The sequence below is a fragment of the Methylobacterium sp. NFXW15 genome (assembly GCF_049887755.1).
GTDB lineage: Bacteria > Pseudomonadota > Alphaproteobacteria > Rhizobiales > Beijerinckiaceae > Methylobacterium.
In genome coordinates this window covers 389160-400868 of record NZ_JAGEKG010000003.1, presented here as the reverse complement: position 1 = coordinate 400868, position 11709 = coordinate 389160, and the positions used below count along the sequence as shown (strand labels likewise).

Here is an 11709-nt window from a genome sequence, read left to right as displayed (position 1 = left end):
GCGACAACAGGGCGTGACGAGGCGCATGTCTTCGCCACGCCTGACCCACCGGAAAGATCCCGTGATGACCCGTCCGAGACTCGTCGGCCTGAGCGCGAACGTCCAGCGTCCGTCCAAGACCCGCACCCTGGTCGATACCATCGTCCGTGAGGCCGCCGCCCATGGTCCGGTGGAGGCCCGCGTGTTCGATTTCGTGGATGCCGGCTCCGGCCTCGGCGCCGCGTGGACGCGGGAGCAGCTCTCCCTCCCCGCCCGCCGGATCGTGGAGGCCATCGAGGAGGCGGACGGGCTCGTCGTCGCCTCGCCGGTCTACAAAGGCAGCTTTACCGGCCTGTTCAAGCACCTGTTCGACCTGATCGACCCCACCGCACTGGCGGGCAAGCCCGTCGCCATCGCCGCGACCGGCGGCGGCGCTCGCCATGCCCTGGTGGTGGAGCATTCCTTTCGGCCGCTCTTCGGATTCTTCGGCGCGCTGCAGGTGCCGGTCACCGTCTACGCCTCGGATGCGGATTTCGCTGATGGTGTCCTGACCGATCAGGGCGTGCGCGAGCGCGCGGGTCTCGCCGGGCGGCAGATCGCCAACCTGCTGGCGGATCGGTCGGCGGCGTCCGCCCCCGTCTCCCTCGCGGCCGCCCGGTGATCGCAGCCATGCTGCACCGGCGCCATATCTTGTCCGGACTGGCCGGGCTCGCGACACTCCCGACGCTCAAAGCCGCACGTGCGGCCGAGCCGGGCGTCTTGCGGATCGGCTATCAGAAGAACGGCATCCTCGTCGTCGCCAAGCAGCAGCGGGCGATCGAGGCCGCGCTGGAACCGCTGGGCCACCGGGTGACCTGGGTCGAGTTCTCCTTCGGCCCGCCGCTGCTCGAGGCGCTGTCCCTCGACGGGATCGATTTCGGCCAGACCGGCGATGCGCCGCCGATCTTCGCCCAGGCGGCGAAGTCGACGCTCGTCTACGCCGCCGCGCAGGAGGCGGGTGGGTCCGGCTCGGGCATCCTGTTGCCCAAGGGCTCGACCCTCAAGAGCCTCGCGGACTTGAAGGGAAAGCGGGTCGCCTTCGCCAAGGCGTCGAGCGCGCATAACCTCACCGTCGCGGCGCTGGAAAAGGCCGGGCTGACCTACGCCGATATCGAGCCGGTGACGCTGGCCCCCGCCGACGCGGCAGCGGCCTTCTCGCGCGGCAGCATCGACGCCTGGACGATCTGGGACCCCTACTACGCCATCGCCGAGGCGGGCGACGGGGTCCGCGTGCTCGCCACCGCCCAGGACATCGCCCCACAGAACAACTTCTTCCTCGCGGGACGCAGCCTCGCGGAACAGCGGCCCGCCGTGCTCTCGGCAGCGGTCGGTGCCCTCGAACGTGTCGCGGCATGGTGCACCCAGAATCGGGGCGAAGTCGCCGCCCTGCTCTCTCAAGGGACCGGCGTGCCGCTGGCCGCCACCCGGAGAGCGGTCGACCGGACCGATTACGTGATCGGCCCGATGACCCCGCGGGTCGCCGCCGCGCAGCAGGCCATCGCGGACCGCTTCCACGCCCTCAAGCTCATCCCCCGCCCCATCCGCGTCGCCGACGCGGTGTGGACCGCGCCTGCCCGTAACGGCTGAGACCGATGACCCACGCCCGAACCCTGACCCAGACCGCCGAGCACGGCCCGAGCCGCCGCCTCCTCCTCTCCGCCGGCCTCGGCCTCGCCGCCGCCTGCGCCCTGCGCCCGGCCCGCGCCGCTGCCACGACCGTGCGGATCGGCTACCAGAAATACGGCTCGCTCGTGCTCCTGAAGGGGCGCGGTTCGCTGGAGCGGGCCCTGAAGCCCCTCGGCGTTGCGGTGGAGTGGGCGGAATTTCCCTCCGGCCCGCCCCTCATGGAGGCGCTGAACGCCGGGGCCATCGATTTCGGCTCGGCGGGCGAAGCGCCGCCGATCTTCGCCCAGGCCGCGAGCACGGAACTGCGCTACGTCGCCGCTGAGCCGCCCGCGCCGAAGGGCGAGGCGATCCTCGTGCCCAAGGGCAGCCCGATCCAGAGTCTGGCGGACCTGCATGGCAAGACCATCGCCTTCAACAAGGGCTCGAACGTCCACTACCTGCTGGTACGGGCCCTCGAGAAGGCGGGCATCCCCTACGATGCGGTGAAGCTCGCCTATCTCGGTCCGGCCGACGCCAACGCCGCCTTCGTGCGGGGTTCGGTCGATGCTTGGGCGATCTGGGATCCGTATTTCGCCGCCGCCGAGCGCGCGACGGGCGCGCGGGTGCTCACCGACGCGCAGGGGCTGGCCCCGAACCGGCAATTCTATCTCTCCCGGCGCGGCTTCACGGATACCAGTCCGGAGATCGTGGACGAGGTGCTGAAGGCGATCGGCGAGATCGATGCCTGGGCCGCAGGCCATGCCGACACGGTGGCGGCGGAACTCGCCCCCTCGGTCGGCATCCCGGCGCCGGTGCTCGCCGTAGCGCTCGGGCGCCTCTCCTATGGCGTCGCGCCCCTCGACGAGGCGGCCGTCGCCGACCAGCAACGGATCGCGGACACGTTCCACACCCTCGGCCTCCTGCCGAAGCCCCTCCGCGTCGCGGACGCGGTGTGGACCGCGCCGAAGAAGGCTGCCAGCCGATGAGCCGCGCCTCGACCCTCTCCCGCCTGAACCGAGCCGCGACGCCCTGGCTTCTGCCGGCGACGATCCTGTTGGGCTGGCAGGCCGCCGTCTCCACCGGCCTCGTCTCGAACCGCTTCATGCCCGCCCCCCTCGACGTGGTGAGGGCGGGCTGGGACGCCGCGCGGACGGGCGAACTCTGGACCAATCTTGGCGTCAGCACCCTGCGGGCACTGGCGGGCTTCGCCATCGGCGGCAGCATCGGCTTCGCGCTCGGCCTCGCCAACGGCCTGTCCCGTGTGTCCGAGACCCTCACGGATACCTCCGTGCAGATGGTGCGCAACGTGCCCCACCTGTCGCTGATCCCACTGGTGATCCTGTGGTTCGGCATCGGCGAGGAAGCGAAGCTGTTCCTCGTGGCGCTCGGCGTGTTTTTCCCGATCTACGCCAACACCCTGCACGGCATCCGCTCGGTCGATCCCGCCCTGGTGGAGATGGGCCGGGTCTACGGCATGTCCCGCGCGGAACTGTTCCGGCGGGTGGTGCTGCCGGGCGCCCTGCCCTCGATCTTCGTGGGGCTGCGCTATGCGCTCGGCATCATGTGGCTGACGCTGATCGTCGCCGAGACGATCTCGGCCTCCTCCGGCCTCGGCTACATGGCGATGCAGGCCCGCGAGTTCATGCTCGTGGACGTCGTGGTGCTGGCGATCCTGATCTACGCAAGCCTCGGTAAGCTCGCCGACACCCTCACCCGGGCACTGGAACGCCACTGCCTGTCCTGGAACCCCGCCTACAGGAGCGCCTGATGTTGCTCGACGTCCTGCGCCGGGACGCGCTCCCGGCCTCCCCCGCCGTCCCCGACACCCGCGAGGCCGCGCCCCGCGCCGGATCACCGGCCCGCCCCGCAGCCGGGCGGGGCCTCTCCGTTACCGTGAACGGGCTGCATAAGAGCTTCGACGGCAACACCGTCATCGCCGGTCTGGACCTCTACATCCCGGCGGGCAGCTTCACGGCCATCGTCGGCCGCTCCGGCTGCGGCAAGAGCACCCTGCTGCGGACCGTCCTCGGGCTGGAGCAGCCGAGCGCCGGTCGGGTGGTGGTGGAGGCGCCCTCTGCCGCCTCGCCACGCGCCGTACCGCCCCGGCGCATCATGTTCCAGGAGCCGCGCCTGCTGCCGTGGGCGAGCGTGCTCGACAACGTCGCCGTGGGCCTGACCGGGCTCGGCACCGGCGCCGAGCGGCGGGATCGCGCGCGAGCGGCCCTGGCCGAGGTCGGACTCGCGGACAAGGCGGGGCAATGGCCCGCCAACCTCTCCGGTGGTCAGCGCCAGCGCGTCGCCCTGGCCCGCGCCTTGGTGAGCGGACCGGGCCTGCTCGCCCTGGACGAGCCTCTGGGCGCCCTCGACGCCCTCACCCGGATCGGGATGCAGGATCTGATCGAGCGGATCTGGCGCATACAGGGCTTCACCGCGCTCCTCGTTACCCACGATGTCAGCGAGGCGGTGGCGCTCGCCGACCGCATTCTCGTCATGGAGGATGGCGGCGTCGCCCTCGATCTGCGGGTCGACGTGCCCCGTCCTCGCCGCCGGGGCGACCCGGAGCTCGCGCGCCTCGAAGGGCGCATCCTCGATCATCTCCTCGGCGCCACACAGGCCGCCTGAGCAAGGACCCGACACCATGTCCCATTCGCACGACGGGCGCGCCGACGTCCTCTGGTTCCTGCCGACCCATGGCGACGGCCGCTATCTGGGTGCAGCCGAAGGCGCGCGGGATGTCTCGTTGCCCTATCTCCGGCAGATCGCACAGGCCGCCGACGAGCTCGGCTATTTCGGCGTGCTGCTGCCGACCGGGCGCTCCTGCGAGGATTCCTGGGTGATCGCCTCGGCGCTCGCCCCCCTGACGCGGGACCTGCGCTTCCTCGTAGCCGTGCGCCCGGGCCTTCAGGAGCCTTCCGCCGCCGCGCGCATGGCCTCGACCCTCGACCGGATCTCCAACGGCCGCCTGCTGATCAACGTCGTGACCGGGGGCGATCCCGTCGAGCTCGCGGGCGACGGCGTGTTCCTGTCCCATGACGAGCGCTACGCCGTCACCGACGAGTTCCTGCACATCTGGCGCGGCCTGATGGCAGGCGAGACCGTCAATTTCGAGGGCAAGCACCTGCGTGTCGAGAACGGACGGCTGATCTTCCCGCCGGTCCAGAAGCCCTATCCGCCGCTCTATTTCGGCGGCTCCTCGGCCCCCGGCATCGCCGTGGCCGCCGAGCATTGCGAGGTCTACCTCACCTGGGGCGAACCTCCGGCCCAGGTGGCGGAGAAGATCGCCATCGCCCGCGAGGCCGCCGCCGCGAAGGGCAAGACCTTCTCCTACGGCATCCGCCTGCACGTCATCGTCCGCGAGACCGAGGCCGAGGCCTGGGACGCCGCCGAACGGCTGATCTCGCGCCTCGACGACGCCACCATCGCCAAGGCGCAGGAGACCCTGAAGCGCCAGGACTCCGTCGGGCAGAGCCGGATGATGGCCCTGCATGGGGGCAACCGCGACAAGCTCGTCGTCTCCCCGAACCTCTGGGCGGGCGTCGGGCTGGTGCGCGGCGGCGCGGGCACGGCTCTGGTCGGCTCGGCCGATCAGGTCGCGGACCGGATGAAGGAATACATCGACATCGGCATCGACCGGTTCATCCTGTCCGGCTACCCGCATCTCGAGGAAGCCTACCGCTTCGCGGAACTGGTCTTCCCGAAGCTGCCGCTCCGGGCAACGACCGGCCGCGCCGCGAGCAACGCGCGCAACAACGGTCCCTTCGGCGAGATCATCGCCAACGACCTCGTGCCGCAGCGGCAAGTCTCCGCAAGCTGAGGCGGGTCCCTCCTATCGTCCATCAACCAGCCTCATCCTGAGGTGGTTGGATGGGTTGCAGCAGGAGCGGTGGCATTTGCGTGGCATCGACAATATCTGCAGGCGGTTCCCGTGCCGCCTTCGGATGCCGCCCGTGATCCCAACCCCGCTCGCCCTCCTCGCCTCCGGTGTGATGCTCGCCTTCGTCGCGGCAGGCACGGGTGCGATCGTGATGCAGCAGGGCTCGTCCTTCAGCCATCCGCGCCGGGTCGGCGGGTCCTTCACCCTCACCGACCTCGACGGCAAGCCGGTGAGCGACGCGGACCTGAAGGGCAAGCCGACCCTGCTGTTCTTCGGCTTCACCCGCTGCCCGGACGTTTGTCCCACCACCCTCTCGACCCTGTCGAGCGTGCTCGGCACGATGGGCAAGGACGGCGACCGGCTGAACGTGGTCTTCGTCACCCTCGACCCCACCCGCGACACACCGGACGTGGTGCGCGAGTACCTGACCTCGTTCGATCCGCGCATCCGCGCCCTGACTGGCAGCCCGGAGCAGATCGCGCGCATGGCCGACCTGTTCCACATCCATGTGAAGCGCATCCCCGGCAAGGACGGGGACTACACGCTGGAGCACAGCGCGGCGGTCGAGCTGTTCGACCGGAACGGCAAGGTCGTCGGAGAGATCGGCTATAACGAGGACGAGAAATCCGCCCTCGCCAAGCTCTACACCCTCGCCTTCCCCGGCCAATGCCACCCGAGCGGCGGCGTCAGCCTCTGGGACGGCGCGGCCGACAGCACCTGCCGCCCTTCGTGATCCCGCCGTCATTGCGAGCGGAGCGAAGCAATCCAGGGTAGCGGGACGTCTGCGGATGTAGCGGATCCCTGGATTGCTTCGCTTGCGCTCGCAATGACGGGGGCGGGGTTTCGCGACCCCCGACGCCCCAATGACGAGGTCAGAACGACAGCTTCATCCCACCCGTGAAGGTGCGCGGCGCGCCCGCGTAGATGGAGCCCGTCGTGGTCGCCAGCGCGGCGGCGCCGTTCTGGAAGCCCGTGGTCGCGCTGATGGAATTGGCCAAATTCTGCGCCGAGGCGATGTAGACCGTGTCGAACAGGTTCCGCACCTCGACATACAGGTTCAGCCGCTTCGCGTAGCCGCCATTCAGCGCCGTCTCGTAATGAATGTTGGCATTGACGATCGTGTAGCCCGGCGCCTTGAGCAAGTTTGCATTGTCGATGACGAAGTCGTCCTGGAAGACGGTCTCGACGAAAGCGCCGAGCCCCGCCAGCGGGCCAGTGGGAACATCGTAGCCGACCCGGGCGAGAAGCTGGTTCGCGGGAACGCCGGGGATGCGGTTGCCTGCCCGGTCGAAACTCCGCGTGAGAGTGCCCCCGCTGATCTGCTCGACGTACTTCGTATAATATTGATCGTTGAAGCCGTAGGCCGCCGTCGCCCGCCAACCGGGGGCGAATTCCCAATCCGCTCCCACCTCGATGCCGCGATGCTCCGAAGCCGGTGCGTTGAACGTGTAGGCCTGAAGCCCCGCGCCCGGCGATTGTGAGACGAGTTCGTTGCGGAAGAACTCGTAGAAGCCGGTGATGCTGAAGGTCACGCCCGGCGCCGGGGTCCAGTCGGCCCCGAGGTCGAAACCCAGATTCTCCTGCGTCTTCAGCTGCGTGTTGTTGCCGGGCAGGCCCGCCGGGGTGATGAACAGGTTCGAGGCGGCGGGCGTCGTGTAACCCGTCGCGACCCGGCTGCGGACCTGCCACTCGTCGCTCGGGCGATAGACGAGGGCGAGTTCGGGGGCGGTGTTGAGGTAGCGGCGGTCTGTGTCGGCGACGCTCCGGGTGATGCCGCTCGCCGCATAGCTGTAGGCGAGGTTGCGGCCGGTGATGCGGGTCGATTCCGCGCTGATCCCGGCGACCGCCGTCACGCGGTCGGTGAGCGCCACCTCGACGCGGGCACGCCCGCCGAGATTGTCCTGAACGGCATTCTGATCGCCGATCAGCCCCCCGAGACTCGGGCCATTATACGGCGCGCGGTTGTAGGTGGCGATGCCGAGGTCGAGGCGGTTATAGGCCAGCGCCACGTAGCCCACCGCCGGAAGACCGAACAGGTCGCCGCGCTTGGTCAGGTCCGTGAGGAAGTTCCACGAGGGGTAAGACCCCGTCGAGGCGGTGGTGTAGAAAGGCTGGTTGAAGTTGCGCTCGTCGAAGACGAGTTGGGTCCGCCACGTGGTGTCGGCGTCGATATCGTGCTCGTAGCGCAGAGCCACCACGGTGCGGCGGTCGTTGCGCTGGAGCGAGGCCTCGGTCGCCGTCACCGGCACGGTGCGCCCGAAGGCACCGTTCACGAAGTAATTGTAGGTCGTGCAGCCCGGCGCCGCCGTGGCCGCCGCCGCGCAGCCGAGCTGGTACGGATTGATCCGGTACTGCGCGAGCGAGGAGCGCGCCGCGAGATTGGCGTGCAGGTCGTTGTTGATGACCTTGAGGGTGAAGCGGTTGTCCGGCGTGGGCGTATAGCTCGCGAGCAGGTTGATGGTCTGCGTGTCGTAGGAGGAATGGTCCTGATAGCCGTTGCCGCGCACGTCGCTGGCGAACAGGCTGATCTCGAACGGGCCGCTCACCCCGCCGACCGTGAAATAGTTCGACAGGTAGCCGAACGACCCCGCATCGACGCCATACTCGTAGCCGTCGATCTCCCGCCCGGTGCGGGTCCGGAAGGCGATGGCGCCGCCCGTCGCGTAATTACCGAACAGGGCCGATTGCGGCCCCCGGAACACGTCGATCCGGCTGTAGGCGCGCGGATCGGTGAGATCGAACCGCGAGGCGCCATCGGGTTGGGTCAAGCTGAACCCGTCCTCCAGCACCACCATGTTCTTGATGACGCCGGTCGAGCGGGCATTGTTGCCCCGGATCGAGACGATCACGTCCCGCGCGCCGTTGCCCTGGCGCACCGTCACGCCGGGGCTGTTGACAAGCACCGAACCGATGCTCGTCGCGGGCCGGTTGGCGATGACGTTCTTCCGGTCGATCTGCGAGACCACCTGACCGACCGGCCGGTCGATGACGAGCGAGGCACCGTTGGGCGGCCCCGAGACGCCGAAGCCCGGAACCGGCACCGGAGCACCGCCCTCGCCGGTGACGGAGAGTTCCTCCAGCGTGACGGCCTCCTGCGCCCGCGCGCCACCGGACGAGGCACCGACGAGAACGAGACCGAACAGGGCGAGCGAAGCGCGCCGCCGCGCGCCGCCCAGGATGAGATCGAGACCGAGCATCGCCAGAACCGCGAGCCCGGTAAGGGGGAACAGGACGCCGAGGACGAGGACGAGCCCGGTGACCGCCGCCACGACGCGTCGGTCACGCGGCCAGGGCGGCGTACCGAGCGAACCCTGTGGGCGGCGCTTCCACCACATCGTGCCCGCCGTGATCGAGAGCAGGATGGTGGCGAGACAGAAGGCGAGCATCGCCAGTTGATTGGCCCGTCCCCAATACTGGCCGAGATGGATACCGATCCCGTACTGGATCAGCCGCCCTACGGGGCCGAGGTCCTGGAAGGGCACATCGAGCAGCGGCTTGCCGGAATACTGGTCGAGCGACACGACCCGCTGGCGGGCGACATCCTTCGGATAGACGGCCGCCGCGTAGACACCCTGCGGCCCCACCGGCAGGGACAATTCGTAGCCGCGCGGCATGCCGAGACGGGTGAGGATCGCCGCCGCATCGTCGATCCCGATCGATTTGCCGGAGGCCGTCGAGGACGGGAGCGGCGCGTCCTCCATCGTCCAACCGGCCGAATCGAGCACCGCGTTCAGCGGCAGGGCGGAGACCGGCTTGTTCGCATAGAGGGCGGCGGGCTGGCCGAGACCGGCGGCGTTCGACCATGAGCGGAGTTGATCGCCCCACCAGATCGACCAGGGCAGGCCGGTCAGCGCCAGGAACAGAAGGCCCCCGCCCGCGACGAAGCCGGTGACGGCGTGGAGATCACGCCACCACACCCGGCGGCGGGGCGTGCCACGCACGCTCACGACGCCGCCGTCCTGCCCGCGCGGCCACCAGAGATAGACACCCGTGACGACGAGGATGATCGCGAAGCCCGCCACCACCTCGATGATTCCGTTCGCCAGGGGCCCGAAATAGGCGAGGCTGTGCAGGCGCCTCACCACCATGAAGAACTCGTCGTCGCGATCGACCGTATCGAGCACCGTGCCGTCGGCCGGGTCGAGGTAGACGAGGATCTTCCGTGCGCCCTCGGCCAGGGTCACCAGGGCCGAGGCGTCGGGCCGGGCGGGGTCGGTGTAGGAGATCGGCGTGCCGCCGGGCACCGCCTGCATCGCCTCGAAGATCAGCCGGTCGGGACCGAGGGGCCTGTCCGTCGGAGTGACCACGTTCCGGCCCGCGAAGGCGGTGGCGTTGATCTCGTCCTTGAAGAGGTACAGCGCCCCCGTCGCGGAGAGCGTCACGAGGAAGGGCAGGCAGAGCAGCCCGGCGTAGAAATGCCAGCGCCACACGGCGCGATAGACGGAATCGCGCGAGGCGCGCACGGCCTGCGCGGCGCCGAAAAGGCGCGCGCTGCCGGAAAGCGAAATCGACATGGGTTTGGGTCCGGTGGCTCTGAGCGATCGAAGGGCGGATCGATCAGGCGGCGGGCGGACCTCGGGAACTGACGGCGCGATTCGGAGGGCCGCGCACCGGCGGACGCTCGGCCGGGCGCCAGACCGACGCCACCGCTTCGCGATAGGGAGCGGCGAGCGCGACGGAAACGAGCGCCGGAAGGACGTGGGGCTGTGCGAGATGCGCGGCGAGGCAGCAGAGATGCTGCGGGCAGGCCGTGCCCTCGTTCGCCGGAGCGCCGTCATGGGCGGCGCAGATCACCCCATCGGGGCCGAAGGTCGGCGGAATGGGCTGGAGCGAGACGAGGAAGACCTGCAGCAACAGGCCGTAGAGCGCGGCCACCGTGATGACCGCGCGGCATCGAGCCGTCCGGTGCCAGGCGCTGCGCATGGATACTGTCTAGGCGGCGAACCGCGTCCGCGTCAACGCAGCGGAAGCACCTGTCGACTCAGCGTTTCCACACGCCGAGCCGCTCGCTGCGGGCATGATCCTCGGCGGCCACCAGTTCGGGGCTCGCCTCGGGGGAGGCCCGGCCGCCGCCATTGTAGAGCACCACCTCCGAGAGGTCGCGCCCGTCCACGAGGCAGTTCATGTTGTCGCTGCCGGGGGCGGGTTGGCAGGTGACGGTGCGTCCGCCGATGTAGCGGGCGAGTTCATCGGCCTGCCCGCCGCGCACCCACTCCACGCCGAACAGGCGAACCAGCTTGCCGCCGACCTTGAGCGTCGCGGTGTCGATCACCTGCACGGTGCCGGTGATGGCGTTGGCGGGCGGCGGGGCATCGGTTTCCGGGTCGCCGCGTCCGTCGCCCTCGGGCGGCGGTGTGACGTTATCAGGCACCGATGGCGCGCGTGCGGTCTGCTGCGGCGTGGGCTCCGGGTTCGAAGCCGGGGGCGGCGCCGGTCGAGACGCCGGAACCGGGGCCGTCTGCGGCGCGCGGGGCGCGTTCACGATCACCGCCAGAAGCACCATGGCGCCGGTCGCCACGGCGGCAGCGCCGAGCCAGAACCGGCCGCGATGCCCGTCCGCGTCGCCCTTCACACCCAGCCGGTCGCCTAGCCCGCCGAGGCGTTCGCTCAAGCCCTCGCGGATATTCGTGCCGGAGGTCTCGTCGCGGCGCAGGCGGCCCTTCAGCGTGACGAAGGCCCCGGCAGCCGAGCGGGCGAGTGCCCTCCCCTGCACCGTGGATTGCTCCGCGAGCGAGCGCGCCTTCTCCGATTGCGAGCCGATGAACCGCGCGGTGGCAGCGCGCATCTCCGACGCGCCTGCCGCGAGGGACGATTCCGCCGCCGCCTTGGATTCGGGGACGGGCGTGGGTTCGGGCTCGGGCTCGGGCGGCAGGAACAGGCCGGGATTCTTGGCACGCTGCTCGGCGATGAGGTCTGCGAGAGTGAAGGGACGCGGGGATGCCCCCTCCTCCGCCTCGTGCAGGCGGGGGGTGCCGTGCCGGTCGAGGACGCGGTAGCCCGGCGGAGCGGCCTGCGGCTCGACCGCTGCCTGGAGGATGAGCAGCAGCGTGCGCTCGGCCACCGGATGCGGCCGGGCCTTGAGGATCTCGTTCCGCAGGGTCTCGCGCAGGGCGGCACGGTCCGGCGCGTCGAGACGCGGATGCGCCTCGGCCTTCTCCTGATCCGCCTCGATGGTCGAAGACGTCATCCGCTCCTGCCGTGCCCTCTCCCGC

Annotated in this window: 10 protein-coding genes and 1 pseudogene; 7 read left to right on the top strand and 4 right to left on the bottom strand. The window is 70.0% G+C overall.

Annotated features, from left to right (window positions below; all coding sequences use genetic code 11):
- Nucleotides 1-64: 64 nt before the first annotated feature.
- The 7 genes from msuE to J4O73_RS09030 all read left to right on the top strand — a co-directional run bounded on the left by msuE (nt 65) and on the right by J4O73_RS09030 (nt 6230).
- Nucleotides 65-640, top strand: coding sequence for an FMN reductase (gene msuE / locus J4O73_RS09060; protein ID WP_426216565.1), 576 nt, complete (start codon nt 65-67; stop codon nt 638-640).
- 8 nt (nt 641-648) lie between these two features.
- A complete protein-coding gene (locus J4O73_RS09055; protein WP_426216563.1) occupies nt 649-1605 on the top strand; it encodes an aliphatic sulfonate ABC transporter substrate-binding protein in 957 nt (318 codons plus the stop codon).
- A gap of 5 nt (nt 1606-1610) precedes the next feature.
- On the top strand, nt 1611-2609 hold the full coding sequence (locus J4O73_RS09050) for a sulfonate ABC transporter substrate-binding protein (protein WP_426216561.1): 999 nt from the start codon (nt 1611-1613) through the stop codon (nt 2607-2609).
- Entirely contained in the window at nt 2606-3391 is a 786-nt protein-coding gene (gene ssuC, locus J4O73_RS09045) for an aliphatic sulfonate ABC transporter permease SsuC (protein WP_426216880.1), read from the top strand. Before J4O73_RS09050 ends, ssuC begins: the two co-directional genes overlap by 4 nt.
- Nucleotides 3391-4245, top strand: a complete 855-nt coding sequence (locus tag J4O73_RS09040) for an ATP-binding cassette domain-containing protein (RefSeq protein WP_426216559.1) — start codon at nt 3391-3393, stop codon at nt 4243-4245. The genes ssuC and J4O73_RS09040 overlap by 1 nt, the downstream gene beginning before the upstream one ends.
- Before the next feature lie 16 nt (nt 4246-4261).
- The gene (gene ssuD, locus J4O73_RS09035; RefSeq protein ID WP_426216557.1) at nt 4262-5437 is read left to right on the top strand and encodes an FMNH2-dependent alkanesulfonate monooxygenase; all 1176 of its coding nucleotides are present in this window, start codon (nt 4262-4264) and stop codon (nt 5435-5437) included.
- Between the two features lie 133 nt (nt 5438-5570).
- Complete coding sequence (locus tag J4O73_RS09030; protein ID WP_426216555.1) at nt 5571-6230, top strand: SCO family protein; 660 nt, start codon at nt 5571-5573, stop codon at nt 6228-6230.
- Nucleotides 6231-6369: 139 nt separating this feature from the next.
- On the opposite strand, the gene J4O73_RS09025 is transcribed toward J4O73_RS09030, so the two are convergent.
- The 4 genes and pseudogenes from J4O73_RS09025 to J4O73_RS09010 all read right to left on the bottom strand — a co-directional run bounded on the left by J4O73_RS09025 (nt 6370) and on the right by J4O73_RS09010 (nt 11684).
- Nucleotides 6370-8694 carry a TonB-dependent receptor family protein gene (locus tag J4O73_RS09025; RefSeq protein ID WP_426216878.1) on the bottom strand — a complete coding sequence of 775 codons (2325 nt, stop codon included), beginning with the start codon at nt 8692-8694 and terminating at the stop codon, nt 6370-6372.
- 135 nt (nt 8695-8829) lie between these two features.
- A pseudogene (locus J4O73_RS09020) lies at nt 8830-10011 on the bottom strand (PepSY-associated TM helix domain-containing protein); the annotation flags it as partial.
- 43 nt (nt 10012-10054) lie between these two features.
- The gene (locus tag J4O73_RS09015; protein WP_426216553.1) at nt 10055-10420 is read right to left on the bottom strand and encodes a hypothetical protein; all 366 of its coding nucleotides are present in this window, start codon (nt 10418-10420) and stop codon (nt 10055-10057) included.
- 58 nt (nt 10421-10478) lie between these two features.
- Nucleotides 10479-11684: a thermonuclease family protein gene (locus J4O73_RS09010; RefSeq protein WP_426216552.1), complete on the bottom strand. Its 1206-nt coding sequence runs from the start codon at nt 11682-11684 to the stop codon at nt 10479-10481.
- Nucleotides 11685-11709: the final 25 nt, after the last annotated feature.

Excerpts from the sequence above, each read along its gene's own strand:
- msuE (WP_426216565.1), top strand. The coding sequence starts at position 65 with ATGACCCGTCCGAGACTCGTCGGCCTGAGCGCGAACGTCCAGCGTCCG.
- J4O73_RS09040 (WP_426216559.1), top strand. The coding sequence starts at position 3,391 with ATGTTGCTCGACGTCCTGCGCCGGGACGCGCTCCCGGCCTCCCCCGCC.
- ssuD (WP_426216557.1), top strand. The coding sequence starts at position 4,262 with ATGTCCCATTCGCACGACGGGCGCGCCGACGTCCTCTGGTTCCTGCCG.
- J4O73_RS09055 (WP_426216563.1), top strand. The coding sequence starts at position 649 with ATGCTGCACCGGCGCCATATCTTGTCCGGACTGGCCGGGCTCGCGACA.
- J4O73_RS09015 (WP_426216553.1), bottom strand. The coding sequence starts at position 10,420 with ATGCGCAGCGCCTGGCACCGGACGGCTCGATGCCGCGCGGTCATCACG.
- J4O73_RS09050 (WP_426216561.1), top strand. The coding sequence starts at position 1,611 with ATGACCCACGCCCGAACCCTGACCCAGACCGCCGAGCACGGCCCGAGC.
- ssuC (WP_426216880.1), top strand. The coding sequence starts at position 2,606 with ATGAGCCGCGCCTCGACCCTCTCCCGCCTGAACCGAGCCGCGACGCCC.
- J4O73_RS09010 (WP_426216552.1), bottom strand. The coding sequence starts at position 11,684 with ATGACGTCTTCGACCATCGAGGCGGATCAGGAGAAGGCCGAGGCGCAT.
- J4O73_RS09025 (WP_426216878.1), bottom strand. The coding sequence starts at position 8,694 with ATGCTCGGTCTCGATCTCATCCTGGGCGGCGCGCGGCGGCGCGCTTCG.